The following is a 26753-nucleotide window of genomic DNA, read 5'->3' as shown; positions in this document are numbered from 1 at the left end:
GTTCAGGCGTGAGATTCATACAGGAGAAAATCAGCTCGTTACGCCGATCCAGCCGTGATAGCCCATGTAAATGCCGACAAGTGCAATCAGTACGCTTGAGAAGTATGGAGCCCGCCGCGCCAGCGTATCCAGGCCACTCCAGCGTTTGGTTGCCTGACGAACGCTGAAAGCCGCCGCTGCGCCCACTGAAACCAGCGTGATCGCTAAACCGATGCTGAAACACAGTACCAGCGCGGCACCGAGCGTAAATTCCTTCACCTGGATGCAGAGCAGCAAAACGGTAATGGCTGCCGGGCAAGGAATAAGGCCGCCGGTCAGGCCGAACAGGATTATTTGTCCGGTGGTTACGCTGCGATTCGCAAAACGTTTTTTGATGTCGTTCGCATGCGCTTTTTCGTGAGCATCCTGATATTCGCGAGAATTAACATCCAGACCTTCCAGCGAGGAATGATCGTGGTCGTGTTCATGTTCACGGAATTCCACATCATAATCATGCACATGGCCGCGATGGCCTAAAGACAGGCGAACATCAAAGCTGTGTGGCTCCGGGATCGCCAGGGCCGATTCCATAAACCCGTCTTTTTCGACGAAATCAAATACCTGTGAAAATGTCCCTGGACCACGGTTGGTCACCAGAGAAATGTCGCGAGCTTCCCATTTCTTGCCGCTGAGCGAGCGTAAACGCCAGTGAGGGGGTTGTCCTTCTTCGAAAATCGAGAGTTCAACGCTGCCATGGCCCGTATCGATGATGCGGGTTTCGTCATGATCGTGATGACCGTGGCTGTGTTCCTCTTCCTGCTCCATCTTCCACAGCTTTTCGCCGCGCCAGGTTCGCCAGAACATCCATGCCGCCGTACCGAGAATGATGACGGCGGAAATCAGCTGAAACCAGGGTTCGGCTGATTCAGCAGTGAATTTCTGACTGATATACATTCCGCCGAACGCAATGAGCCAGACAACAGACGTATGAGAAATTGTCGCGGCAAGCCCCAGTAATACCGCTTGCTTGACCGTTCCCCGGATGGCCACAATAAAGGCGGCCATCATCGTTTTGGAATGCCCTGGCTCCAGTCCGTGAAGCGCACCGAGCAAAATAGCGCTGGGGATGAACAGCCAGGCATTGGCCACGCCTTGCTGTAAAAGAGTGGAAAAATCAGTCATGTTTCGCTTGCCTTAAAGATATTTAGTTATCTCTTTAAATTCGCTAAGCGTCTTATCAGACTCCGTGTGGTCAGCATGAAGGGCATCCTCCAGGCAGTGATCCAGATGGTCATGAATTAAGGTACGCTTCGCATTCGTTATCGCCTTTTCCACAGCGTGCAGTTGCTGGGCGATATCCAGACATGCTTTCTCATCTTCGAGCATCTGGATGGTACTTTTCAGGTGCCCTGCGGCACGTTTAAGTCTTTTAATAATGTCAGGGTGTGATGCATGAACGGTCATGGTTTATCCTCTCCAGGTGGAAGGGATAAGATAATGTGTATCAACGCCATGGTCACACTTTTTATCGGCTTATCCTCTCCTGATACGTTGTCTTTTTTTGGGAAATTACTTCTCTTTCTTCGGCCAGGACGGATGTTCATCGTCAATGACGAAATCATGCTCATGGGTCGATTCGTTGTTTGTTTCCGGGTCTTTGTGGCTGTGAACCTGAGCGTACACTTCATGCTCAGGACGCCAGATAAGTACGGCGGTGACCAGCGACAATGTTGCCACAACAGTCAGGGCGATGAATGAAGCCTGTGTCCCCCATGCCGCACCAACCCATCCGGCCAGCGGATAAGTCACCAGCCAGCATGAATGTGACAGTGCAAACTGGGCGGCAAACAGCGCCGGTCTGTCTTCCGCTGTTGACGAACGGCGCAGCAGGCGACCACCCGGTGTCTGAGAAAGTGAATAGCCCACCCCCAGCAGTGCCCAGAGCACAACCAGCGTGATGTAATCCTTCAGGAAAATGCCTGACCCCAGGCCAATGACTAAAAGCGCCGTACCTGCAAGCATCGGCATACGGTCGCTCATGTTGTCGAGGAGTCTGGGGAGAACCAGGGCCGATACCATGGACCCCACGCCGAAGAAGGCCAGCGCAATAGCGGTAGACCGCTGTGAGAAACCAAAGTCCGCCTGAACCAGAACGACGGTGTTGACGATAACCATTGCACTCGCTGCCGCTACGGCCATGTTGAGTGCCAGCAGGCCGCGCAGTCTGGGCGTTTTCAGGAAGATGCGCATACCTCGTGTAGTTTTGTCATAGATGCTGCGTTTGACCGTTAACGCTTTCATCTTCGGCAGTGTCACGGAAACAACCAGAGCTGCTGAAGCAAGGAACCCGACTGCCGTACCGGCAAACAGGTTGTGGAAACTCATGACCGTCAGCAGTGCAGCCGCCAGCATAGGGCTGATGACGCTTTCAAGATCGTAGGCCAGACGTGACAGAGACAGCGCCCGGGTATATTCACGTTCGTCAGGAAGAATATCCGGGATAGTTGCCTGGAAAGTAGGCGTAAACGCCGCCGAGGCAGCCTGAAGAATGAAGATCAGGATGTAGATTTCCCATATCTGGGTGACAAAAGGCAGCGTGATAGCCACGAGAGCGCGAACCAGGTCCAGTGTTACCAGCATGGTGCGACGCGGGAATTTATCGGCAAAAGCCGCCGCCACGGGCGCAACAAGAATATAGGCGCTCATTTTGATAGCCAGCGCGGTACCCAGCACTGCCCCGGCTCTGTCACCTGCGAGATCGTAGGCCAGTAACCCTAACGCAACGGTCGCCAGACCGGTGCCAATAAGGGCGATAACCTGTGCCATAAACAGGTGGCGATAGGTACGATTAGAAAGAATGTTGAGCATCAGGAAATCTCTTGGTTTGAAATCACATCCCCCCCAGGGGGATATTCAAAGCATAGAGGGACCTGAAAAAAATGACAAGCTTTATCCGGGTGAGGAGGATACTGATTCGTCTGTTATCTTGGATGTTAAATAAAAAAGCTTCAGGTATCCCAGCGTTATACCTGAAGCAGCATAAAAAGTGTCGAAGGTGTTATCGCCGCTTCCCTGCGCAGCCCCTCCTGACGAGAAGGGAATTAACTCAGTTGTCCCAGACAGGTTTTCAGGCTCAACCGGGTGGCTTCAATATCACTATGGATAATGGTGCACCAGTCATCACGGTTAGCCCGAATGACCTCCAGCCAGTTATTCAGTGCCTGATTAAACGCCATGGTTTTCTCGCGCTGCGGCCAGCTCATCTGGTTAGTGCTGTAAATGTCCTGCCCTGGCTGCGGCATTAGTACGGTTTGCTGCGTCGACATCCGGGAAGTCACCGGCCAGGTATCAGAGTTGCCATCCCAGGAAGGCATCACCGGGAAACCCGCTCCGCGCAAGGCCATATCCCAGGTGGCATCAAACAGGTATGTTTTGCCCTGTAGCTCAAAAGCCACAGTGTCATGAAATCCCTGTGTTTGCGGCAAAATTGCCAGAATATCCGCAGGTACAGGCAAATCAGCCCAGTCAAACCGCACCAGCTTTCGCTTTGCCGTAATGCCACCATCGGTCAGCAGTCGTTCGGCAGCAGCGGCTTTATGACGGCAGTCGCCAAAGCCCTGCTGAAACAGACTCATGCTTTCGCCATTCCATGCACCGAGCTGATAGGGTATCCGCCTGACCAGCTCAAAAATGGCTCTTCGCAGTTCAGTTGAGCCAGGTTTAAGCCCGAGCGACTGCAAAACCCAGCCCGGCGTTATCGCCTCTTGTTGATTGCGGCGGGTGTTTATTTTTTGCCATGTTTCACTGACTTTTTCAGCCAGAGAGGCTGCCAGGGTTTCCCCCGGCAGTAATGTTGTCATCAGCAACGCTCCTGTGGTGGTGAGAAAATGTCTGCGCGTCAACATATCGGGCGTTACACCTCTACGTTGCGACGAAGCGCCGACATAACCAGTGATTCACAGACCACTTCTTCATCCTCTGCCCGCTTTACGCCGGGGAAGACCATCTGACTTACCGGGGACGAACGAAGCCGGTGATAACGGGCAATCGCGCCATTCATTCCTCCCATTTGCTTACGTCTGACCAGCCGCAGTCCGTGCTCCCAGGCGACTTCATCCATCGCGCTCGCCAGAACAGGGTCATGGTTGAAGATCAGGACGCCATCCTCTTTCAGCAGGCGTGCAGCGCTGCGAAGGAAAGCCGTGTAATCCTGTTCGAAATAGGCCGCTGCCTGGGAGTAGATAATATCGACCTCACCTGCCTGAACACCTCTGTTTTCCAGCGCTCCCAGCCCGGCTGCTGTCACGTAAGGATGCTCAGTCACGCCTTTTGGCAGCGATGCATGCCACGGTGTGAGATTAGTGAAGTGCAGGAATACGCTTTCCCCAAGTTGCTCCCTGAACTCCCCGGAAAGCCCGGAAATCGTCGCCTGATGGCCGGCACATTCCTCAGCGCGAAAACCCGCCCAGGCGGCACCAATTTCCAGGAAGGTGACTTTCCCGTTTTTGTGGTGAATGTTTTTCGCATAGTGGGCGATGTCGAACCCAATTTCTCGCGCCAGGCGAAATGAACCGCCGCTGGATGTCCAGGGGCCATCAAAGCCAAAGGCAAGGATCGCTTTGAGCATCGAGCCCGTTTCCTGATGCATCATTTTCAGGAACGGAATGACTTTACGCCGTGAAGGAACCGGGACATTCGGACGCATTTTTTTGGCCTGAAGGTCGCGATTAACGCCCATGCAGAGCGTCTGCCAGTGCAGGGGATCAACACGATAATTGAGTGCAGTGAAATTACGCGCAATCTCTCGACGCGCCTGGATAGAGTCTTTATACATAGCCTCTCCGCTAAATCTGAAGTTGATTAAAGCCGGGCAGCAAAAACTGCCGGTAACAGCGATCAGATCTGGCGGATGCTGGGAGGACGGTAAATGATGTCCGTGGCCTTAACCGGGCTACGAAGATCGGCAAGCGGCAACCATCTGTCTGTTACAGGAGAGAGGGAAATCTCTACAGAGGGCGGCTGCTCAGGGGTTTCATGGAAATGGTCTGTCTGATGATGGCCTGCGTGGCCAGACTGAGGGATATCCGAATCGTGAGAGTGATCCTGCATTGACATGGTGACTTCTGCGTCATGCAGATTCATCTCGTAGCCTGTCAGGCCGTTTGTACCGTGCGACGCAAACGTCACCATCGACGACATCATCATGCCAATGGCCATGATGACGATCATCAGAACATAACGGGGCGAACGTTTAAACATCGGGTACATCGCTGATTGCTTTCCTCAATAGACAATGACAACGGTATAAAAAGATTAGCATCCCCCCGGGGAGGATGTAAGGGCTGGAATGTAAAGTCTTGTATTGGCGATATGAATAAAAAGGCCCGCATAATGCATCAGCGACCGGGGCGACCAGAATATAAGCAAGCATCTTCATTGCCAGCGCCGTTCCCGACTCCCCCTGCCCTGTCGCCCGCCAGCAGGCCCAGTGCAACGGTAGCAAGACCGGTACCGATAAGAGCAATTATGAGCACCATAAAAAGATAGCGATATGTACGGTTAGAAAGACTGAAAATATGTAGCAATCTCTACCATATGTATTAATCTCTACACTATGAAACTACATATCCTTATTCTGACACTGCCCACTGAGCAGGCCACATTACGTATGCGTGTCTGGCGGGCATTAAAAAATACCGGTGCCGCCATGCTGCGCGACGGCGTTTATCTGTTGCCTGAAGCGCAACAGAGCCATGAGATTTTTAACGAGATGAGTCGTGAAATCAGCGGTGAGGGAGGAACGGCCTTTGTTTTTGACGCAGAGACTTCCGACGAAGAGAAAATTCGCCCGTTATTCGATCGCTCTCAGCAGTACCTGATCCTGATGGAGAGCCTTCAGGTTTGTAAAAACGACCTTAATGAGGAAACCGCGGTCAGCCAACTGAAGATGGTAAGAAAACTTCGTCGCGAGCTGGATCGGATTGTGGCGATTGATTTCTTTCCTGGTGAAGCGCAGGCGCAGGCCATTTTTGCCTTGTCAGAACTGGAAGCTGGCATTAACAGGTTCATCTCTCCCGGAGAGCCTCATGCCGTCAGTGGCTTGCTGACACGGCTGAAGCCTGAGGATTTTCATAACAGGATCTGGGCTACGCGTCGCCGGCCATGGATTGACAGGCTTGCCAGCGCCTGGCTTATACGGCGTTTTATCGACCAGGATGCGCAGTTTCTCTGGCTTAAGGATGGCAACGATTGCCCGGAAGAGGCGGTGGGGTTTGATTTTGATGGCGCGACCTTCAGCCACATCGACAATCGTGTGACCTTTGAAGTGCTGATGGTCCGCTTCGGGCTGACGGGGGATGCCCTGAATGGTCTGGGGATGCTTGTGCATTACCTTGATGTTGGCGGGGTTCAGCCCCCCGAAGCCGCTGGCGTTGAAAGTGTACTGGCAGGATTGCGTGAAAGCATTACGGATGATGACACATTACTCACAGCGGCCTGTTCGCTGTTTGACGGTCTGTTAACGACGTTTGAAATGAGGTCCGGCCATGATGAACAAAACGGAGTTGCTGACGCTGGCAGAGGAAAACGTTAAGCCCAAGCCGGTCCCCCTGAAGGAGGCGTTCTGGTTCTGGATGAAGCTGGGTTTTATCAGCTTTGGCGGTCCTGCCGGACAGATTGCGATCATGCATCAGGAACTGGTCGAGAACCGGCGCTGGATTTCCGAGTCCCGTTTTCTCCACGCACTCAATTTCTGTATGGTGCTGCCCGGTCCGGAAGCTCAGCAACTTGCCACCTACATTGGCTGGCTGATGCACAGGACCTTGGGCGGAGTGATAGCGGGTTTGTTATTTATCCTTCCCTCACTTTTTATTCTTATCGCGTTGTCGTGGATCTATATCGCCTGGGGAGACGTTGCCATTATTGCCGGTATCTTTTACGGCATTAAACCCGCCGTGGCGGCAATCGTGCTGCAGGCGGCGCATCGCATCGGCTCCCGTGCGCTGAAACACGGTGCCCACTGGGCCATAGCTGCTGCGGCTTTTGTGGCCGTTTTCGCCCTGAACGTTCCTTTTCCCGTCATCGTTATTTCAGCAGCGATAACTGGCTTTATCGGCGGACGCATCGCGCCGGAAAAATTTCACAGCGGCAGCGGGCATAACAAACAGGAGAAAGCCGCCGTTGATGCTGCGGTTATTGACGATCATACGCCCGTACCGGCGCATGCCCTGTTCAGCTGGGCGAAACTGTTAAGGATTGTGGCAGCGGGTGCACTGCTCTGGCTTATTCCCATGACGGTGCTGACGCTGGGGCTGGGCTGGGCGCATCCGGTGACGCAGATGGGCTGGTTCTTTACCAAGGCTGCGCTCCTTACCTTCGGTGGGGCCTACGCCGTCCTGCCATACGTTTATCAGGGTGCTGTCGTCAATTTTGGCTGGCTGACTGCCGGGCAGATGATGGACGGGCTGGCGCTGGGAGAAACCACGCCCGGCCCGCTGATTATGGTGGTCACGTTTGTCGGATTTGTGGGCGGGTATACCCATGCCGTTTTTGGCGCGGATATGCTGTTTGTCGGCGGCGCCGTTGCCGCCTGCATGGTGACCTGGTTTACCTTTCTCCCGTCCTTCATTTTCGTGCTGGCAGGCGGGCCGTTTATCGAAACGACCCACAACAAGGCGGGTTTCACGGCACCTTTAACCGCCATCACAGCGGCCGTAGTGGGCGTCATTGTTAATCTGGGGCTGTTTTTTATCTGGCATACCGTATGGCCGGAAGGCGCAAAGGGAGGGATCGATATCCCTGCCGCCCTGATTGCCGTCGCCGCTGCGTTTGCGCTTTTCAGATTAAAATGGAAGGTTACGCACGTTATTGCCATGGCGGCTCTCGCCGGGCTGATACTCCGCCTGACCGGGCTGTCAGCTGTGTGAAAAGGGGCAGGTTATCCTGCCCCTGATTTATCAGATAACCCGTTTGATGTTCAGGTAGTCGCCGGTTGTATCAAGCTGGATCGTGATGGTCTCAGAACCACGATTTCGCCAGAACCAGCCATGTTTACCCTCGAACGCGGCCTGTAAAACGCCGTCTCCGGATGTGATCTGCCGGGCTTTACCATAGCCATGGTAGAAGCCTTTCGGGGCGTTGACCGGATCGCCGTGCGCATCCACGTTTACCGGTCCGGAACTTGTCCACTGATAGGTCACGCGGGCATCTTTGCGCATTTCCAGTTTAACTTCAGCAGCTTCGTTAGGCTTCAGGGTGATGAGCATCTGATGACGTTGCGAGCCAGCCGATGGTACTTCCGGCGCGCGCGTGGTCGCCGGAACGCTCAGCTCCGGGTAGGTGTTCTGCGTTATTGCCGGAGGATTATCCGGGATCGGTCGCTCATTAACTGGCGCAGCCAGCTGTCCTTGCTGAACAGCGCTGGCCTGATTATCGGCATCAGCTTCTTCGGCAAGCTGCGTTTTGATTTCTCCCATCTGCTTAAGCCCCAGTAAACGACCCACGCCAGTAGGATCAATGCCGTATTCCGAAGGCATGACGACGGTGATCAGCAGCGTCAGCGCCACGATGGCGGCGAGGATAGTGGACTGCATCAGTTTGATGGCAGAAGGTAATTCTGCGCGTGTTGGTAAATCAGTGTTGTACATTGTTTTGTCTCCCTCAGGCTAAAATGTAGCCACAAAGCTGGTAACTCATTAACAGAAATCCCGCGCTCATCATCACCACATTGGCGGTATAAGCGTGTCGGAAAAAGCTCGCCGTTTGCCGCCAGTAGCTCATAACGATCAGGATGGCGCTCAGCGCGAGCAGCTGGCCGATCTCAACGCCAATGTTGAAGGCAATCAGGTTGACAAACAGGCCATCGGGAGAGATTTCGAATTCCTGGATTTTGGTTGCCAGACCAAAACCGTGGAAGAATCCAAAGATGAGCGTCGCAAGCTTCGTGTTGGGCTGAACGCCAAACCAGCGCTGGAATGCCCCGAGGTTATCAAGCGCTTTATAGACCACGGACAGCCCGATAATGGCGTCAATAAGGTAAGCACTGACGCTGATATCAAAGAAGGTGCCGATGAGCAGCGTCGTTGAATGCCCGATAGCGAACAGGCTAACGTACAGCCCGATATCACGCATTTTGTAGAGAAAGAAAATCACCCCGAACAGAAACAGCAGATGATCGTAACCGGTCACCATGTGCTTCGCGCCAAGGTAGATAAACGGGATGATGTTCACCCCGGTGATTTCCTGGATGTACCCTTTGTCGCCTTCCGCCACGCCGTGCGCATACGCGCCCTGGCTGTAGAAAAGCAGTAACAACAGGAAAAACAGACAAGCCGAACGCGCCTGAGCTGAAAGCAGGCGAGCGCTCAACCGGCCCTGTGTATCAAGGCTGGTATACATAAAAATCCTTACATGTTGAATAATAACGAATTAGCAGAAGTTATTACGCAGACAGGATTCTCGGAGGGCGTTCGGGGGTGGACTGCGGCATTTGCAGTATTTGTTCTGAACTCAACGCATATATCACCCGCATGCCCGGATTCCATGCGTGCAGAGTAGGCAGAGCAAAGAGTTTATTCAGATCGTGGGAATGATCGGCATTGAGGTGATGCACGCTACCGTGGGAGTGAAACAACAATGGATCGTGCTCATTCAGTGGTTCATCGCTGTCGTGTTGATGGTCACTGATGGACGTTGTTTCCTGAACGCTGTATGCAGCCTGTGGCTTTGCCATAAACGAACTGCTCAGCACGGCAACAGCCATGATGATAAGCACGATTCTGGAAATGACTTCACGGCTGATAAACACAGTTAACGGCATCCTGATGATACAAAGTAACAACGTGCGTAATGTATCCGCTATGCTGGCTTGATTTCAATAGTTGTTTTGAGTTTGGTTTTGTCTGAAATGTTCAACAAATCCTGCCGTCCACTTCTGGCACAAAGCGGACAGTGATCACCGTTCTTACGACTACTTTCTGACTTACTTCGTGACTTGCCCTAAGCATGTTGTAGTGCGATACTTGTAATGACATTTGTAATTACAAGGGGTGTAAGACATGGGTAGCATTAACCTACGTATTGACGATGAACTTAAAGCGCGTTCTTACGCCGCGCTTGAAAAAATGGGCGTAACTCCTTCTGAAGCGCTTCGTCTCATGCTCGAGTATATCGCTGACAATGAACGCTTGCCGTTCAAACAGACACTCCTGAGTGATGAAGATGCTGAACTTGTGGAGATAGTGAAAGAACGACTTTGTAATCCTAAGCCAGTACGTGTGACGCTGGATGAACTCTGATGGCGTATTTTCTGGATTTTGACGAGCGGGCACTAAAGGAATGGCGAAAGCTGGGCTCGACGGTACGTGAACAGTTGAAAAAGAAGCTGGTTGAAGTACTTGAGTCACCCCGGATTGAAGCAAACAAGCTCCGTGGTATGCCTGATTGTTACAAGATTAAGCTCCGGTCTTCAGGCTATCGCCTTGTATACCAGGTTATAGACGAGAAAGTTGTCGTTTTCGTGATTTCTGTTGGGAAAAGAGAACGCTCGGAAGTATATAGCGAGGCGGTCAAACGCATTCTCTGAACCAAAGCATGACATCTCTGTTTCGCACCGAAGGTGACACTTCTGCTTTGCGTTGACAGGAGAAAAAGGCTATGAAACTGCCACCTAGTAACCTGTTATGGTGTGTATTAATAGTGTGTCTCACACTACTGGCATTCACCTACCTGACCAGAAAATCGCTCTGCGAAATCCGGTACAGGGACACAACCAGGGAGGTGGCGGCTTTTATGGCCTACGAATCCGCTAAGTAGCCAACCCCGGCGGAGGGCAACCTCCGCCGTACAGGGGCTGAACTGTCTGGACATGCCTGAAGCGCTTTATGAAGGGGTTACCAGTGCGCTGGTAGCCCCTTTTTCCTGTAGACAGGAAAATAAAAAAAGCCCGCACGACGACGGGCAAAAAAACACATTCATCTTTCTACACATGAATTCAATTAATCGCAAATCAATCTAGCACACTTCACTCCATGTGACACCCTGTCATCAGTCTGAAAAACAGGACGGGGACACAACCTTTATCCTTACGTCTGCTCAACGGATGAGGGGGCGTCAATATATTAAATTACTGGCTAATTAAATCCATGAAACACAATCAGGAAAATCATTAATCCTTATTTTCCTGTCGGATTTTATACGCCGGTATGCTGCATGTTAACTCATAAAAACTCTGGATGATTCTGAATGCTGTAAATGACTAAGGAATTTATAACCGCTTTGGTATGCATCTCCCGTAAGCTGGAAATAGCATCTGGTGAGTGTAAGGGGTTGATGGCCGTTATTTAATTGGTATCCTGGTGTGCATGAATGGAATATTCGCTTATACCTTGCCAATATTTTTGTTAAACAGGGGTTCACGAATGAAAACTCAAAACACTCCAGCTGATCACAGCGACATTCTTTTTACCCATATCGTGAATACGCTGGTGGACCTTGCTAAACATGAAGGTACTCTAATGACGTTTGAAGGCCTTCTGCGGAACGGTATCGAGGTAGATGAAGGGATGATGGATAGCATGCTGGGGGTGAGTCAGGACTCAGCTGCTCAGTGCGTGGTTCAGCTAAGGGATTGTGGCGCCATAACGAGCCCTGCGGTATATGAGATGGTTACACACGTTGAACAACTGGCGATGCGTTTAGCCCCAGACTGGTGGAAGCAAATCGTGCCATGGTCGGTTCAGCCGCTGCGGTACTACCAGGAAGAGGCTAGGGCAAAACGCGAGCGATTTATTGTCTGTCAGAGGGAGCGCCAGTACCCCTTCAACGTCTACGTAACAGGTCAGGTAGAATATCCGGAAGATGACCCGATATATGGCACGTACGTTACAGAAGGTACGTTCCTGGTAGGTAAAGCGAAAACCATACATGATGCCCTGGAATGCGCAAAAGAAGCTTTTACGCGGGGTGAATGGATTGTCCTGGAAGAAGAAGGGCGGGATGAGTTCGTTGACCACCTGACAGGACGTGACCAGGGGCCGGTGAGTTTTTCCGAAAGGACTATAGAGATCCGCGATAAGGGTGACAGGCTGGTGTTAACAGGCAATGCCCGCACACTGGAGTGGCACCGCCATGTAACCAGCCCTGATGAGATCGAAAAGATAAAAGCACAGCAAAAAGACCTCTATCAGAAAGCAAGCTATGAGAGTGGCTGGGACAACTACGAGACTGCACGACAGCTGCGGCGGCAAGCTGAACAGTTATCTCTCGGTTTTGTTGAAGAATGCTGGCGTAACCATCCGGAAGTAATTCAGGCGGTAGAGAAGTTCGAGTATCCGGTGTTTATAGATGAGGAGATGGCTCTTTTTAATGCAGATCAGGATGCTGGTATTGACTGATGGTCAGCTGGTGGCCGACGCGAACATTATGAACCGGAATCGCCCGGAACAGGTGTTGCTGACCGGTTGGTTGTCTATGGCCACCACTTTAGCCCATTTCTCCTGAATGCAAATTCTCCGGTACTGTGACACCGGCTGAGCCAAACGAAACGGACAATCAGGAAAAATATGCTGCTCGTTACTTGTGCCCGATCAAGCTACTGCTGGGTCAAAAACTCTGTGGCATATTCAACAGTGTCGAGAGAGGCACATCCCGACATGCCAAAAAACCGGCGATCATCGACACCGTTGATCCTGAATGGGACAAGGGTTCCAGAATAGCCTATCTGGACGTTCAGTTCTTCAATCACTATGTCCCGACGCTCCAGCTGCGGCTTAGAGAAAACGCGCTCTCTGTTCACGAGTATGTCCTGAATGACGGCATCGGTTGCCTGACCAGCTGTAACCGTGGGACAGGCCTTGATATCAGCTCTGAGCTCTGCTTTAGACTCAAAATAATACAGCGCGATAAGTCCGCACAGCAGCAACACAATGCCCGCCATACCCAAACCAACACCCTTCAGGAACCTGGACATACTACATCACCAATAGCATATGGATGAGAACAAGAAAGAAGCCAGAAATTTGCCATAAACATTCTGTGTAATCCAGTCCAGAAAATGACAATAAACAGCAGCCGGTTCCCGGCAGGCTTCTGTCTTATCAGCAACCAGGAACGATGGGTTTATCATTTTGCCGCTATCTGTCGCGCTGAATTCAAAATGCCTGGAGAAAGTTGAATGGTGAATTAGAGTAAAGGAAAAAAATATCCCGGAATGGCAAAATCCAACAGTTAAGGGGATAGGGCACTACATGGCTACTGTAAAATGTTGTCTTAAACCCAAAAATAAGAGATTCGAGCATGAAGGTAAATATAAAGGATGCCCCACCCAGGTCAGAAACCATAATCCGCAACATTATTTACGCTGTAAGAGCAACGGCGATAATGACGGAATATTATCTGCGCTCATTCCCGGTCGTGTTTTTTTATGTGCTGGTGGGATTTGCATTAGCATTTGATTCCACGGGTGTCCCTTTGGCTACCCTGCTGCAACAAGGAATGTTAACTAACATTCTGACCTGTTCGGTTATGGGTAACCTCCTCTGGCTGGGGGTTAACCTGGCATTAAGAGGCGATTCCGTTTTCAAAAACCTGTGAGCGGCTGATCAACGCTCTCCGTGTCCAAAGTTACTTTCTGAATAACTCGTCAAAGAATGGGAAATATCATGCGCAGCAAAATCAGCAAAACCTCGATCTCACTAATCTGTTTGATGCTGGTGGCCACCTCTGCGGAAGCAGGGTATAAATCCAATCGGTCTTCCTACAAATCATCCTTCCGCCCATCGACCATCACCAAGTCGTACAACTCTTCAACCAGAAGCCAGGCAAGCCGCACGGTTAACGATACGCCAGCACCAGCTGCCACCAAACCACTGACCACCAGCCAGAAAGCGATGATTGCAGGTTCTGGAGCCGCATTAACGGTCGGGGCAGTTTCCGCGTCCTCAGGGAATAAACCGTCAGAGAGCACCTCCGGGAAGGTGGAGAACCAGGCTGGAGGGTATGCTGTTGTCAGTAGTCGATCTCAGGCCAAGGGAGATAACGAAGGCGCTGCTGCAGGCACTACGCCAAAGAAATCAGTGAGCGGGTCGGAGCTGGTGGCTAAGAAAGGGACTATACCTGCATCAAGTCCAACATCCGAAAAATCGTCGTCTCTCCCGTCGTCTCAGAGCATTCCAGGAAGTTCTGAGCGGGGCTCTTCATCTGTAAAATTCATCCCTCCTTCACAGAACCTTGTAAGTAACATCATAGAGAAAGATAAAAGTAATCATTTCGGTTTCTCGCATCTTGCGATGCTGTACTGGATAACGAGCAGCAACAACAGCCATGCATCCTCGCTTACATCCAGCGACAAAGAGTGGATTCAGCAACAGATTGAAGAGCAGGAAAGTAACGGTGCAAGCCGGGTAGCTGCGATCAATGAGCTGAAAGCGGCCGGAATAGATACCTCATCGATGACGGTTGCGGATAACAGCCAACACGCGTCGACTGTCTCCTTCTCCTACGATATGCCGACAGAATTAAAGGCGGGTCAGGTCTGGACGTTCGTTGTTAATGCCACATGGAATGATAAAAAACAGGCTCCGTCATGCGAGTTGCAAGGCGCGAAATTTATAGCAGACAAAGACAAGTTATACGGCATGTGGAAAGCACCTGAAACTGTCGGGCAGAAAACGCAAATGAAGTGTAAAGCGTTTGGTGTGGAAGAAATTAAAACGCTGGTGTCTTCCTGACAGTACCATCATTGCCAGCTGCTGGTGGGGATCCATGCGGTTCCCTTTATCGCACATCGTAAAGTAAGAAAAGACGGTAAATCCACATGAGTTATATGCCATACGAAACTTTTAGGATGCCCCGGTACGACGATTTCCTTAAACAGGAGCCGCAAATGTATAGCCGTTTCATGAACGATCCACTTGATGAGGAATACCTGCTTTCCCCTGGTATTGTGGGTTTCTATGCTGATGGTGAAATCTCGGCAGAAGAGATTGAGGTAAGGGAGGCGGTAATACGATTCAAAGTCGCAGGCGATCAGATGTTGTCCATGAATCTGTTCCACAGGCTGTTTCATTACCAGCGTTACAGGGAGGTTAGGGCATCATTCAACAAAAGCAGGTTAGCGCTGGTGGACATGGTTAATCGTTCCCCATTCCACAAAGCAGCAATGCGGCGTATCTACAGTGATTTGCCGGAGCAAAGCATTGCCCGCAGGGTTCTGCTTGATTTTATTGGATAGCTTTCGCTGACCGTGAGGAAGTACTGGCTCAGTAACGATATTTTTAATGAACAGGCATTCAGATAAATGGAGATGATTATGAAAATAGTATCATTTGTAAAATTAGATAGATTCAATGAAAAATTAAACGACGGTAAAGCCGTTATCCTCGCTGGTTCCTGTAAAGACGTGAAACCTCTGAACATAGCGAGAAACATCATCGTAAGGTCAACGCCGCTCAATGAGCAAATGGCAGGCTGGTCTGATGAAGAAAAAAATAAGATTGCACTTGCTGTATACAGCAACAGTAATTTTAGATTCGTATTGAATTGATTTAAGAGAAAGTAACTTTAATTGTCACCGACCATGCCTCATTCTCGCCGTAGTGATGCTGTTATGCAGGCTAAGAGGTAAAAAAACCTGCAGCTGGTGGGCTAAGGTATCCACATCAGTAAATTGTGGTCGTAATGGACCGGGCTCGATCGTAAGCGCGTTAATGTATATCTGGCAGGACGTCGCTGTTCATTCCGGCCCCTCCCGGAGACGGCGACTCCCCCTGATATCCCGGTCGGCATTCAGCACAAAAGGTACTTTTCATCAACGGACCTCACCGAGGCAATTCATCAATGTGCCACATAATTTCTGGTTGTTTATGAATGCCCGATCATCTGAATCCTGTTGCTAAATACTCACCAAAAGCACTGGTAACAAAAACTCGCACTAAACATAGTTTCAGACCCGGATACAATTCCGATATAAGTCACTTTTTTTGGGGCGCGGGAAAGTCGCTTTGTTGCATGTTTGAAAAGGGGGCTTTGAGGAGGCTTTCGAATATTTATAATGGGAGCACGTTCGAACTGCTGGTGGATATGACATGACATTTCTCAAATCTCTGGACTCGCCGCCGTTCATCGCAACATATCGTTGGGCGGGGTCATTCGATGGACGGTATATGCCACAGGCATATTCTCTTTTGCTGGAACTGAATCAACACACTTATCTGCCGGCGGTTAATGCCGAGTTTGATATCTGTGTCATCAGTTGCGGCAAAGAGTGGTGGCGCTTCAGGCTGGTGGATGTGAAATCTGATGAACGTCAGGAAGGAATGGTAGCCCGGACGGCATACCGGTTAAACCAGTCAATGGGGATCGCTGAGCAGATGGTTAACATGATCCGCGCATGGCAGTCCGTTCCGTACCTTAATCCTCCTGCATCTGACTACTTTAGCTAAACAGGGCCAGCTGGTGGCCCTGTGCATATAGAACGGTGGAAAATGGATGTGAGCTATTCACGGTACTGCTTGTGGATGACCTCTGAGCGCTTACGCGAAAATAACTTTTTCAGCGCACGGAAGAACAGGGTGGTGGTCAGTAGCGTAAAATAGGTCACCCTGTGCGGTACAGATATTGGTTGTCGGTGTTTCAGTTTCAGTGAATAGACGTGACCCAGGTCGGTCAACAGCGTCTGCGGCAGCATTGCTTTACGCAGGTCATTTTCGATCCAGCCAGTCTCCTCAACACTAAACACGGGCTCAGCATCGTACGCAGTGAACTTGTTACCGAGGTCATCACAATTACGGCACAACCACTCCGGTACTGGGTCTACCATAAACTTACTGGAGCCCGTCAGTAACACAACATTAACAATACCCTCATCACCCCGCTTTATGGCCCGACACACTCCGGATATGTGGGTTTTGTTCTGAACAAACGGGTTTAACATCTTATGTTTCGCTTTACCGAAACCGTATACAACCGTCCACGTTTTATCATCGAGAGCACCATAAATGTCACCGGTATAGTTTTTCTCTTCGATAATGAAAATACCCTTCGTGCTGATAAAGATATGGTCTATCTGCGTTGTCTGGGAGGCGTTGAGCGGTAGGGTAATGTCAGATAAAAGCGTCCCTTCAAGGTCTGCTAACACCCCCTTTAAAGCATTTCGTGTGCGCTGCTCGCTGAACATGTTACTGATAAGCGGCCAGATGCACAGGATGATGCATGACAGGATCAGCATGACGAACACAAGAAAAATGGTCGACAACATGGTCAGGTCCATCGCTACCTCACTGTGCTGGTGGTGTGAAGCGCACTGGATAAAGCCTCTTTAAGGTTCACGTCCAGTGACAATCCTAACATGCTGCTTAACGATGCTTTTGGCGCGTTGTAGTCGCGAAAACGCGTGGTGCCGTAGACAATACTCAGGCGTTCACGCACCTCTGTGCTGGTGGCTGTATCATCGATAAGGCCAAACTGCTTCGCACGGTCACCCAGCCAGAAACGCCCCGTGTAGAGCTGTTCTTTGTCCGCCTGTTCACGCGAAAGTAACTTTCCTTTACGACCGGCTTCGACATCATTGATAAACTGGTCATGCATTTTGTTGAGTAACTCACTATGCAGAAAGGCCTTGGTTTCGTCATCAATCGGACGCCAGGGGTCAAGCGAGGCCTTCCAGGCTCCGGCCGTCAACGGTTCGTTAGCCACACCGAGACGGTCCATAATCCTAGACACATCCCAGTGGTCCATACGTACGCCAATACTGCCAATGATGGCGTTGGGATCCGCATAGATCGCATCAGCCGGTGAGGCTGCGTAATAACAGGCGGAGGCGCACATATTTTTAATACTGACGATGATGGGGCGGACGTCCCGGGCGGCGGCTGGCAGTTTGCCATGCCCAGTACCCACGGCTTTCAGCAACGCCTGTTTAACCGCTTCAGAGGGCGCTGGTGGCATGTCCTTTTTATTCGGGGATGTTGTGGGGTCGGAGTTTTCAATTGTGAGCCCCGGTACTCCATGGAGGGTGTCGCGAAGCTCGTTTATCTCACGATAAATATTAATAGCGTCAGACGGACCACCGCCGCCAGATTCGGCCTCAATCAGGATCGCTTTTGCGTGCGGGTTATCCCATGCTTCACGTAAAGCGCGGGCAATAATGACACCGTCGCCTGTAGGCGAGCCAGTACCCATTTCACCATGGATACGGATAACCGCGATATGGTCTGCCCCTTTACCGTTTTTCTGTTTATCCTGATACATGGACCAGCCGCTAAAACCTGCAAACCCAATACCAATAATCGTCAGGGTTATTTTTGATAACACATGCGATTTATACAAACGGTAAAACTTCTTACTTTCACGCGATACCACGTCCTGAACCGAGCCTGTTTCAGGTTTCGATGGTCTTTTTTTAAACATATTCTTCCTCACATGAGTTTTTGGTAGTGCGCGAGAAGCCGGTTAATTGCAATAGCGAGCAACGCCAAGGCAAGTGGCGGAAAATACTGTGTCAGTCCATAAAATAAATTCAGGTTAGGGATGACCAGATAAGCAATTATCAAAACACCGATTATCGACAGCGAACGGAACCAGAGGCGATAAAGCTGAATTGTAACATCGCCAAAAACAAATCTCTTCATTTTCCACTGGTAATAACCATCCAGTGCCAGAGCTATCATCAGGGGGAGGAACGTAAAAAACCAGCCAGCCAGCAAATACCAGCGGTAAATCGCCTGATACACCATTAAGGGGATGTTTCGGGCAGCGGTATAGCTCGGGCTCATGAATTTGTTTGCCGCGAGATTCATTCCGCGTGCCGGTTTGGTTTTATCATCCTCGGGCAACAGAGTCTTATTCAGGTAAGCCGTAATGTTTAGTTCGACAAAAAGGTAATTAAACGTCTTTTCCGTATTACGCGTTACCTCCTGCCATCTCTCCACATCCATAAGCAACTTACTGGCGTTCACCTCAGCGGTGATATCCTTATAAAGTTTGTTAGTGTCTTCCAGGTAAACGTTAAACAGAAAATAAATCAGCAGACCCAACCCTAATCCAAACCGGATCATCGTCATTCTCTGCGCCGACATATCCTTTCCAGCCATTTTACACCTCTGTCAGTCAGTTTTATTAGTGAACAGCTCTGCCCAAAGGGCTGCCAGGCGAATGTTGCTTTCTCTGTTGAGGTAATGATTTTTCCAGCCGTGAAGAATTCCCGAACACGCCAGGTCATCCGACGCGATTAACCGGGAGATGAGAGAAAAAGTTACTTTTCTGCGAACATCTTCATTTTTCCAGCGCACCTGTCCCGGGGTTGGCGTGTATACCATATCTTCTTCAACCGGCCGCAAGCGCGAGAACTGACTAAAGGGCTCTGCCCATGGCGTCCAGAGTGCGATAAGGGTATCGTCGTTAAAGCGAACGGGAAGAGTCAGCACCGAGGCGGAAAATTCATCAAGGAACGACTGAATAATGCTGCTTTTACGGTACATCGCGGGCTGGTGGCGGTTACCCAGAATGGAAAGATCTATAACACGGTTGAAAAGAGACGTGTATTCATCATGTGGATCGCTCAGGTTGCCACTCCAGAAAAGTAACTTTTCTTTCAAACCGGATATCAAAGCATCCTCTTCGAAAATCCCCAGATCGTGCTGGTGGATGTATGGCACCTTACCGTGTCGCTTGCGCCGCATTACCTGGTATTCAACCTGTTCAGGCATCTCAAGGAAAACAGGGAGGAAGCCTGCAATATCAATAAACTCAGGCAGCAGGTACCAGCCAAGCCGCTCGGCATTGAGCTGGATGAAAGCCATGCGTTCCTGATTTTTATCAATCTGCACTTCAACCGTGTGGGTCTTCGCCATGCAGTTACTCAGCTGCTCCTTGAGCCACTCGGTAAAAGGGCCCTGGGATACAGACCAGTTGCAGGTGACCTCTGTATCATCGTGCGTAACGATAGTCACCGCATAACGGATAATAAAAAACTCCGCCAGCGTGCGGGCCAGCACGTCGAGACTATCAACCGTGTATTGGGCGTAGACCTTGGAAATGTCACCAGTAAGCTTCTTCGCATAACGTGACAGTAGTTCCGGCAGGCCTTCATCATCAACATCTATGCCATACAGTTTCAGTGTCTTGGTTGCACGTGAAATGTATTTGGGCTGGGAGGAATTCATACCGAATAACGATTCCCTTGATACCTGTTTGCATTCCATAGTTAGCCCACCTTCTGTGATTTGCTAAGTATTTCTTCCACATTGAGATTGCGTCTCATTTTTAGTTTGTAGGGCGAAGTCGTTACCATATCAAAGACGGTTGTTGACCTACGCATTGATTTGCCCGGCACGGTTATAGGCATCTGGCCCACAATTTTACGCCCGTCCTGTAAGCAGGCGATGAAGTGAAGGGTTGGGATCATCGACAGTAATTCCTGTGGTATAGCATTTACCATCGTTGTCGACTTTCGCTCGGAAATGGAACCATTGAAATCTGTATGTGACTGTTTTGTACCAGCACTGGTGGTGTAAGTGACCTGGTTCATTGAGACATTAGTCTGGCCGACTTTGGTCAGAACAAGCTCCTGAGTCTTCGCGTCAGTAACACGTGTGGAAATGTAGTTGTTGCAAAGGCCCGTTAAACGGTCAGCAGTATCGGCGCTGGTGGCCGATACAAAATCAGAAATGGTCTGCGTAGAGATGAACAATGCGATCTTGGCCGCGCGTCCCTGGGCGAGAAGGTTAATCAGTTGCATATTAACTGCCTGATGAGCCTCATCAATGAATATGGAAACCCTGGGCACAGTGGACAAATCAGATGCTGTGTTATAGCGACTACCCGCCTCAGCGGCGATATCCGAAGTAATCAGCTGGGAGAGGTCCCGTGCTGTTGCCGGATCAGACAGGCCGTCCAGCGAAATGTAAAGCACGCCACCGCTGTTAAAGAGTCCATGGCTGTTAACGATGTTACGCTCAGGGTTCTCGACATCGTTCGCCGAAAGCAATATATCCATAGGGGTCTGGGACAATCGCTTGAGCATAGGCATCAGGCTGGCAGTGATTTTGTAATAGTGCGATTCATCGCCGGAGATGTATTTAAAACATTCCAGAACCGTATCCATGCCATGCATGTTTTTGGGAGAATTGTCTTCAAAGTAGTTGCAGTGGAAATATTCTTTCAGCTTTTCGATTTCGTCTGCAAAAGTAAGATTTGGAGATACCTGAACAGTTAAATGCCAGTCAGCCCCGAGATGGTAAGTATAAAAACCCCTGAGAGCGTTACGAGTGGTAACAATGAGATCCTGTTTAGAGCGTATGGCGTAGTAAATATTCTGGATAGTCGGTTTTGTACCACTCAGTTTCAGGGCACCTATCGCCGTTGTGACAAGCCCCTCTGCAATACGCACGAACGGATCTTCACCTCCTTCAGTACCTGAAATAATGCTCATAATACGGGCGGAAAGGTCTGTATCCTTAACATAGTTAGCGCTGACATCATAAGATACAGACGTTGAAGGATTGCCTGCGTGAAAATGCATAAAAGGCTTACCAAGACTTTCACATTCTTCCTTTAACCCTTCCTGCCACTGATAGTCGTTTTTAGGGTCAACAACGAGAACGATGTGTCCAAGGTGTAGCATTGAACTGGAAAGAAGGCGCTGGAGAACCGTTTTCCCGGTACCTACGTTTCCTGTAATAAGAGTATGGCCAAAGAAATTTTCTTCATTGACGAATATCGGGATTTTTTTATCAACGCCGAAAATCGCATAATTCCCGCCCAGGTCGAAGGCAAGTTTTCGATAGTGACGGGTAACGGGATTCAATATAAACGGTAACTGCACCTCATGCATATCACTGGAAAGGTTGTGCACCTGGTAGGTACGTTCAGAGTGCTCCGGTCCCCATTTGAAACCATTGCACAGAAACGTTGTACGCTGGGGGATCACAATCTTTTCTTTCTTACGAAGGAGCTTGTAAACACTTTTCTTCGATGGTGCTCCACCAGACTCCTGCAAACTGACCAGTTTCTGATATTTACGGTCATCAGCAAAAAAATGTGCATTATTAATCATTCGAAAATCTTCTAGTGATAAAAAATCCATCGTGCGATGAAATAATCGCCAGTGAGCTATGAAGACCGGTACCCCGTGCCATACCCTCCATCCTGCCATCGCTATTAACCCCAGAGAGCAATAGAAGGGTATTTCACTGATACCGTACTTACTGGTCCATGAGTCTATAAGCACGTAAGCAGAAAAAAGTATGAGTATTAGCGCTGAACGAAATTCAAGGGCAGGGCGGTAGAGCATTTCCTGCGTATGGAGATTGTTACGGCTTCTACGTTTCATGGCTTACTTCCTGATGATTAAAAAACGAAATAAATTCTTCGTAGAAAATGTTATTGCGCAGAGCACCTTGTTGAAGGTCACTAAGGCGGATCATGTAGTGTCGAATTGGTTGGCCTATCGTGACCTTTAGCGAGGCTACAGGGAAATGAGACAGTGATAGTTTGAGTTGACCGATTTCTTCCTGATTAAAACCCCAGGATCCGACATCATCTAGAATTCGAAGACGGATGCAAAGATTTATATCAGTTACCAAAACCACCCGTAGCAATACTCTTACATGAGCAGAATTGTTATTGTTCCTGACACGATTTAAGAGAGTAATAATCGTGTCGATATCGGATGAAAGCGTATCACTATTACTGGTTTCAACTTGCTGCTGATCTGGTGAAGTACTGGATTTTAACTGCTCAAGGCTGTGTGCAATGACGACAGCCGGATCAGTGATAATTTGACTCTGACGGGCAAACAGCGCTTCAAAATCGCTGTTAATGTCAACGACCCCCTCAACAGAATCTTCCTCTTGCACTTCGTCTTCCGTTAGCTCGAAATCATGCTCCATCTCTGCCGGAGGGAGTTCGTGAACAGAGGTACTATTATCCGGCGTACGATCTGAAAGTGACTTTTTGTCCTGTGCTACATCAACATCAGCGCTCTCGCAGGTTTGATTTATCGGGCCTGTCTCACTGTTAAAACAGTCATCACCGTATGAATATGAAGCGTAATCCACCCAGAATTGTTCAACATCATCTTCCTGCGCATCGGGATATTCCGTTGATGGTATGTCAGTCGGTTCATGTTCAGTTCGATTCAGTTCAGGTGCCTGCTCTTCATAACGTTCCGGAGGGAGTGGCTCAGGATTCACCTTAGCCAGTTGCGGCGGAAAAGTGAAAGACACCCCTTCATCATCAGTCTTAACCCCACCAAATAAATCTGCAGAAAGCAAAGGCAGCATCTCAACCTCTCTAATATCAGGTTGATGACGTAACTGGACAAGCGATACTTCGTCATTTAACTGAACATATCGTTTCCCGTCATTGCACGGAATACTGAATTCTTCATCGAGACTTCCTGACCGTAAAGAAAGAACAAAAAGACCGGTCTCCATTAAGCGCGGCTCTTCAAGCGGAGCTATGGAACGTATATGAGTTTCTGATACATACAGAACCCCATCGATTAAAGCCAGTTCATTAGCATTAATGGCATTATTTTTGAACTGATGCAGGAGTCTGGAAATGTACTCATCAGAACTCACTTCACCTTTTTTTCGGCGGGTTTTAACAGATTTTTTAGAATCACGTGCTTCTGTCTCAGGTTCAGCTGCATCTGTTGTAAGGGATGTTTTGTTAGTGTTTTCCTGAGCCTGCTGATTCTCACCGGAAGTCGCCTCTTCATTTTCAGAATCAGCAGTATTATCAGTATCTGAAACTGTACTGTTATTTTCCGCTGCGCGTTGTTTGTCAGCCGTAGAGACTGAAGCGTTATCAGTGGTTTGAGTTATTCCAAGACGGATTGATTTTGTACCATGCGAAAGAGGGCGTACATAAAGCGTGTCATTCCCCTTGCGGTCGACAAAAACATAGTCATTAGTCTCATTAATACTGAAAATACCAGGCGTACTTTCGGGCAGAATATCGTATTTGAACAGAAAACCAACCCATTTTATTTTTAAGAGAGAGAACCAGCTCAGGCCTTTGATACCCTCATCAAACATTCGTTGTATGTCATTTTCCGTAAAGTCACCGCGATGGAAAAAGTGAGCAACCCGTTGTTCACCGTATGGCTCTATATAGCCCCCACTTAAAAGAAGGTCGGTTAATGCTTTGCGGCCAAGATCGCCATCCGGGAAGTTAATCCCAAGATGTTTAAACTGATTCAGGATGAAATCAAGGGCCGCATGTTCGTTGATGTAAACAGAGCCACCGATAATCATAATATGTACCGGAGGCGGTGAGTTTCTGTCATGTCTTACTGACGATGAGTCGAAACCATTGATATTAAGAGTACTGATGTTGTCTTTCAGAATCGCGATGGCACGTGCAGCAGTATCAGAGGCCCGAATACCGGATTGTTTATCATACCGGTAGCTGGTATCGGTGCCGGTGGAATGCCAGTCGGCCGTTCTCATGCAACGAGAAATAAAATCATCACTGGTTGTATAATTACCCAATGCCGACAGCATTTTATCGTACAACCGTTCTTTGACTACGTCGCTCAAATAATTAAGGCACGTATCGTTTAAGCAGCGTTCCAGGAATACAGGTGCCCGCACGGAATGCTCGTTAGCCTGCCTTTTGCGCCAGATAACTTCATAGGAAAAAATACGGTTGGACTTTGCCCAGTCCATCAGGCTGGAGGAGAGCGGACGCCATGTGCTTTTAACACCAGGGGTGGACGAAATAACGTCGACATCAAATATTTTGCCTGCGTCATGAAAAAGACCGCAAATAAAGGCCGCATATAGATAACGACGTTTACGGGTCTGTTCTTCATCCTGCAGACCAATGGGGAGTAATTCCGTACTGTACGCGAATTTTAAAGCAAGAAAAGCCGTTTCTAAACTGTGCGTTAACAGACCCCCTGTCCCGGCGTGGTGATGGTTTTCAGACGCAGGTAAAAGATGTATCCAACGTGTATATTCATACAATGGTTTAATGACCAGATTAGTGAAGGTATATGCCTCCTCACTCAGGTCTGAATTTGGCAAACCGATATACATATTAATTTCCTGTAACCGGTTAGCATGTACAGATAGAATCTCACGCTCTGAAAAGAGTGTTATACCCGCAGGCTTGCTTGGATAATCAAGATAGCTTTGCACATCCTTGTTAGGCGTGTGCGGGATATCGTACTCATCATCTGTATCAAAAATAATATCGTGGTCAGGCCCTCCGAAGAGGGCGACCCTAATTTTTAAAAAAAGCCTGGATATAATACTCATATCAACCTGTGAGTTATTGTACCGAAACAGGAGTGGCAGAAGGCTGTGTTTTGTCAGATGGTTTACCGGAGCCAGCTGCTTCTTCTGGTTTTAATGTCGGCTCACTGCCAGCATCAGCAGAACTGTTACTGTGGCCGGACTGAACAGGTGCTTTAGTTTCGAGACTGGCAATATAAAGTTCCACCGATTTAAACCGCTTAATGCTCTGGATGAATGGCAATGCGTCGTATTTTCCATTCACGCGGTTTTCAGCGTTCAGTATTTTAGTGATGTTGTCCATCGCAACCCGCAGTGAGCTCAGGAGTTGCAGGATAATTCGGTCATGAACCTGTTGTGATATCTGACCGTATAACCACAACTGATGTGCCTGACGTGTCAGGACGTTGATGGTCTGGATAATATCCAGCAATTTATAGGTCATTGGGTGGTTCCAGCGAATTTCAAATTCACCATAGTCAAACCCTTCGAATGATGAATCATCCAGAGGCAGTCTGGCGACATTTTTGTCAATCTGCTCTTTGAAGGTATTTACATTACCCGACAGTTCATCGTAAACACCGGAGAGCCATTTCTGAACTTTAGTGCTTGTCGCCTGGTCACCTTCTACAAGCCGGAAAATATTATAAATTGCATTGGAAATGGCGTTAAACTGGCGCAGGCAGGCTCTGTTTTTTTCATGAAAGTGCGTATAGAACTCACTTGAAAGTGGCTTTAATTTTGAAATGACCATCCCTAACGGGCGGTTATTGCCAGCGTTACGTTGATTGCGCGGTTCAGTTTTTGGGGATGCGTTGTCAGCCATTATATTAACCTCTTCAGTTTTTCCAGTCTTTTGATGTCGGCCAGTTTTCGTTGATGGTATTCCGCGAGTAGTTCACGGATCGGTTTAATTTTGTTTTCTGTTTCCAGGATCATCTCCAGTTCCCAGTCCAGGGCATTTTTAAAACAACTAACGCTGTATCCTCCGAGTTTTGGTTTAACAACCACGCCATGATGTTCAATTTTGTTTTTGAACCTGGGCGAAAAATCTTTCCATACAATTGTCAGCTTTTGCGATGAGCCGACCTTTTTAAACACCGGTGCGAATCGACCGGGCATGAATTTCCCCCCGTTTGCATACGTGGTCTGGGATATCAGTTGGTTTCGTGCCTTCCAGGTCTCCCAGTATTCATCCAGAATTTTTGTCGCTTCTGATTTCAGTAACTCGATATAGCGAACCGAGTTTTCGATAACGATTTCCTGATGTGCCGTAATTATCGGGTTCATATCAACTCCTCCATTCTCACAGACTACAGGAATCCCAAAAGATTTTTCTGAACTAACAAGGGTGTTTGCATTTTTTTTTAAAATTTTTTTTGTGCACATGTCGTCGGCAAAAAAGTAACTTTCTTGTGAGCATGACCAGCAACCTCTGCCTGAGGCCCAACAAAGTGTGCGTTCCACCTCCCGTAAAACCACTCCTTGCAACCGTGGAGATGGAAAAGTAACTTTTTTGCGAACCAGTAATAG

At 49.1% G+C, this 26753-nt stretch carries 30 protein-coding genes and 3 pseudogenes; 13 read left to right on the top strand and 20 right to left on the bottom strand.

What is annotated here, in order from left to right; genetic code table 11:
* Positions 1–30 precede the first annotated feature (30 nt).
* From BJF97_RS29520 to BJF97_RS34490, 7 genes and pseudogenes are all read right to left on the bottom strand, one after another.
* Positions 31–1161: a Ni(II)/Co(II) efflux transporter permease subunit NcrC gene (locus BJF97_RS29520; RefSeq protein ID WP_004196366.1), complete on the bottom strand. Its 1131-nt coding sequence runs from the start codon at positions 1159–1161 to the stop codon at positions 31–33.
* A gap of 12 nt (positions 1162–1173) precedes the next feature.
* Positions 1174–1443 carry a nickel-sensing transcriptional repressor NcrB gene (locus BJF97_RS29515; RefSeq protein WP_004196355.1) on the bottom strand — a complete coding sequence of 90 codons (270 nt, stop codon included), beginning with the start codon at positions 1441–1443 and terminating at the stop codon, positions 1174–1176.
* A gap of 105 nt (positions 1444–1548) precedes the next feature.
* Complete coding sequence (locus BJF97_RS29510; RefSeq protein ID WP_004196314.1) at positions 1549–2847, bottom strand: Metal Resistance; 1299 nt, start codon at positions 2845–2847, stop codon at positions 1549–1551.
* A gap of 233 nt (positions 2848–3080) precedes the next feature.
* On the bottom strand, positions 3081–3839 hold the full coding sequence (locus BJF97_RS29505) for a hypothetical protein (protein ID WP_004196325.1): 759 nt from the start codon (positions 3837–3839) through the stop codon (positions 3081–3083).
* Between the two features lie 53 nt (positions 3840–3892).
* The gene (locus tag BJF97_RS29500; RefSeq protein WP_004196315.1) at positions 3893–4813 is read right to left on the bottom strand and encodes a methyltransferase domain-containing protein; all 921 of its coding nucleotides are present in this window, start codon (positions 4811–4813) and stop codon (positions 3893–3895) included.
* Positions 4814–4875: 62 nt separating this feature from the next.
* The gene (locus BJF97_RS29495) at positions 4876–5247 is read right to left on the bottom strand and encodes a hypothetical protein (protein WP_004196359.1); all 372 of its coding nucleotides are present in this window, start codon (positions 5245–5247) and stop codon (positions 4876–4878) included.
* A gap of 109 nt (positions 5248–5356) precedes the next feature.
* Positions 5357–5564 (bottom strand): annotated as a pseudogene (locus tag BJF97_RS34490) (MFS transporter); the annotation flags it as partial.
* Between the two features lie 29 nt (positions 5565–5593).
* Here BJF97_RS34490 and BJF97_RS29490 point away from each other — a divergent pair.
* Both BJF97_RS29490 and chrA read left to right on the top strand, forming a co-directional pair.
* A complete protein-coding gene (locus BJF97_RS29490) occupies positions 5594–6571 on the top strand; it encodes a chromate resistance protein ChrB domain-containing protein (RefSeq protein WP_004196334.1) in 978 nt (325 codons plus the stop codon).
* Entirely contained in the window at positions 6528–7904 is a 1377-nt protein-coding gene (gene chrA, locus BJF97_RS29485) for a chromate efflux transporter (protein WP_004196363.1), read from the top strand. Before BJF97_RS29490 ends, chrA begins: the two co-directional genes overlap by 44 nt.
* A gap of 30 nt (positions 7905–7934) precedes the next feature.
* Here chrA and BJF97_RS29480 read toward each other — a convergent pair whose 3' ends face one another.
* The 4 genes and pseudogenes from BJF97_RS29480 to ydfV form a co-directional block, all read right to left on the bottom strand.
* A complete protein-coding gene (locus BJF97_RS29480) occupies positions 7935–8624 on the bottom strand; it encodes a hypothetical protein (protein WP_004196322.1) in 690 nt (229 codons plus the stop codon).
* A gap of 13 nt (positions 8625–8637) precedes the next feature.
* Positions 8638–9375 carry a HupE/UreJ family protein gene (locus BJF97_RS29475; RefSeq protein WP_008460272.1) on the bottom strand — a complete coding sequence of 246 codons (738 nt, stop codon included), beginning with the start codon at positions 9373–9375 and terminating at the stop codon, positions 8638–8640.
* Between the two features lie 43 nt (positions 9376–9418).
* Positions 9419–9784: a hypothetical protein gene (locus tag BJF97_RS33395; protein ID WP_009651956.1), complete on the bottom strand. Its 366-nt coding sequence runs from the start codon at positions 9782–9784 to the stop codon at positions 9419–9421.
* A 127-nt stretch (positions 9785–9911) separates the two neighbouring features.
* Positions 9912–10010, bottom strand: a pseudogene (gene ydfV, locus BJF97_RS35270) (protein YdfV); the annotation flags it as partial.
* Positions 10011–10034: 24 nt separating this feature from the next.
* Between ydfV and relB the strand changes: the two are divergent.
* The 6 genes and pseudogenes from relB to BJF97_RS35430 all read left to right on the top strand — a co-directional run bounded on the left by relB (position 10035) and on the right by BJF97_RS35430 (position 12477).
* A complete protein-coding gene (gene relB, locus BJF97_RS29465; RefSeq protein ID WP_004196370.1) occupies positions 10035–10274 on the top strand; it encodes a type II toxin-antitoxin system antitoxin RelB in 240 nt (79 codons plus the stop codon).
* Positions 10274–10561, top strand: a complete 288-nt coding sequence (gene relE / locus BJF97_RS29460) for a type II toxin-antitoxin system mRNA interferase RelE (protein WP_000323025.1) — start codon at positions 10274–10276, stop codon at positions 10559–10561. Before relB ends, relE begins: the two co-directional genes overlap by 1 nt.
* Before the next feature lie 71 nt (positions 10562–10632).
* Positions 10633–10728: pseudogene (locus BJF97_RS35755) on the top strand (Hok/Gef family protein); the annotation flags it as partial.
* Positions 10695–10787: a DUF5431 family protein gene (locus tag BJF97_RS35750; protein ID WP_223175079.1), complete on the top strand. Its 93-nt coding sequence runs from the start codon at positions 10695–10697 to the stop codon at positions 10785–10787. The pseudogene BJF97_RS35755 and the gene BJF97_RS35750, both read left to right, overlap by 34 nt.
* A 609-nt stretch (positions 10788–11396) precedes the next feature.
* Positions 11397–12371 (top strand): hypothetical protein, encoded by a 975-nt coding sequence (locus BJF97_RS34860; RefSeq protein ID WP_004196336.1) that lies wholly within the window; start codon positions 11397–11399, stop codon positions 12369–12371.
* Positions 12355–12477 (top strand): hypothetical protein, encoded by a 123-nt coding sequence (locus BJF97_RS35430; RefSeq protein ID WP_254911979.1) that lies wholly within the window; start codon positions 12355–12357, stop codon positions 12475–12477. The genes BJF97_RS34860 and BJF97_RS35430 overlap by 17 nt, the downstream gene beginning before the upstream one ends.
* A 91-nt stretch (positions 12478–12568) precedes the next feature.
* On the opposite strand, the gene BJF97_RS29445 is transcribed toward BJF97_RS35430, so the two are convergent.
* On the bottom strand, positions 12569–12946 hold the full coding sequence (locus BJF97_RS29445) for a hypothetical protein (protein ID WP_045289277.1): 378 nt from the start codon (positions 12944–12946) through the stop codon (positions 12569–12571).
* Positions 12947–13272: 326 nt separating this feature from the next.
* On the opposite strand from BJF97_RS29445, the gene BJF97_RS29440 reads away from it, so the two are divergent.
* From BJF97_RS29440 to BJF97_RS29420, 5 genes are all read left to right on the top strand, one after another.
* Positions 13273–13569, top strand: coding sequence for a hydrogenase expression/formation protein HypD (locus tag BJF97_RS29440; protein ID WP_094313394.1), 297 nt, complete (start codon positions 13273–13275; stop codon positions 13567–13569).
* Positions 13570–13637: 68 nt separating this feature from the next.
* Positions 13638–14705 carry a hypothetical protein gene (locus BJF97_RS29435; RefSeq protein WP_045289278.1) on the top strand — a complete coding sequence of 356 codons (1068 nt, stop codon included), beginning with the start codon at positions 13638–13640 and terminating at the stop codon, positions 14703–14705.
* A gap of 155 nt (positions 14706–14860) precedes the next feature.
* A complete protein-coding gene (locus BJF97_RS29430) occupies positions 14861–15208 on the top strand; it encodes a hypothetical protein (RefSeq protein ID WP_042935949.1) in 348 nt (115 codons plus the stop codon).
* Between the two features lie 78 nt (positions 15209–15286).
* Positions 15287–15520 (top strand): hypothetical protein, encoded by a 234-nt coding sequence (locus BJF97_RS29425; RefSeq protein WP_042935952.1) that lies wholly within the window; start codon positions 15287–15289, stop codon positions 15518–15520.
* A 619-nt stretch (positions 15521–16139) separates the two neighbouring features.
* The gene (locus tag BJF97_RS29420) at positions 16140–16418 is read left to right on the top strand and encodes a hypothetical protein (RefSeq protein WP_227649886.1); all 279 of its coding nucleotides are present in this window, start codon (positions 16140–16142) and stop codon (positions 16416–16418) included.
* A gap of 53 nt (positions 16419–16471) precedes the next feature.
* Here the strand turns inward: BJF97_RS29420 and BJF97_RS29415 are convergent, their stop codons facing one another.
* The 8 genes from BJF97_RS29415 to mobI are packed head-to-tail and all read right to left on the bottom strand — an operon-like array spanning position 16472 to position 26510.
* On the bottom strand, positions 16472–17245 hold the full coding sequence (locus BJF97_RS29415) for a nuclease-related domain-containing protein (RefSeq protein ID WP_042935920.1): 774 nt from the start codon (positions 17243–17245) through the stop codon (positions 16472–16474).
* A 2-nt stretch (positions 17246–17247) separates the two neighbouring features.
* A complete protein-coding gene (locus BJF97_RS29410; RefSeq protein ID WP_004883400.1) occupies positions 17248–18384 on the bottom strand; it encodes a S49 family peptidase in 1137 nt (378 codons plus the stop codon).
* An 8-nt stretch (positions 18385–18392) separates the two neighbouring features.
* A complete protein-coding gene (locus BJF97_RS29405) occupies positions 18393–19067 on the bottom strand; it encodes a DUF4400 domain-containing protein (protein ID WP_004026331.1) in 675 nt (224 codons plus the stop codon).
* 12 nt (positions 19068–19079) lie between these two features.
* Positions 19080–20177, bottom strand: a complete 1098-nt coding sequence (locus tag BJF97_RS29400; RefSeq protein ID WP_042935923.1) for a hypothetical protein — start codon at positions 20175–20177, stop codon at positions 19080–19082.
* A 2-nt stretch (positions 20178–20179) separates the two neighbouring features.
* Entirely contained in the window at positions 20180–22306 is a 2127-nt protein-coding gene (traD, locus tag BJF97_RS29395) for a conjugative transfer system coupling protein TraD (protein WP_045289280.1), read from the bottom strand.
* Positions 22296–25244, bottom strand: a complete 2949-nt coding sequence (gene mobH / locus BJF97_RS29390) for a MobH family relaxase (protein WP_045289281.1) — start codon at positions 25242–25244, stop codon at positions 22296–22298. Before mobH ends, traD begins: the two co-directional genes overlap by 11 nt.
* Before the next feature lie 13 nt (positions 25245–25257).
* A complete protein-coding gene (locus BJF97_RS29385) occupies positions 25258–26046 on the bottom strand; it encodes a hypothetical protein (protein WP_004196318.1) in 789 nt (262 codons plus the stop codon).
* Entirely contained in the window at positions 26046–26510 is a 465-nt protein-coding gene (mobI, locus tag BJF97_RS29380) for a conjugative transfer protein MobI(A/C) (RefSeq protein WP_004026319.1), read from the bottom strand. Before mobI ends, BJF97_RS29385 begins: the two co-directional genes overlap by 1 nt.
* Between the last annotated feature and the right edge of the window lie 243 nt (positions 26511–26753).

Origin of the sequence: Klebsiella sp. LTGPAF-6F (assembly GCF_001753185.1) — a bacterium.
GTDB lineage: Bacteria > Pseudomonadota > Gammaproteobacteria > Enterobacterales > Enterobacteriaceae > Klebsiella > Klebsiella michiganensis.
This window is presented reverse-complemented; position numbering and strand designations above follow the sequence as displayed.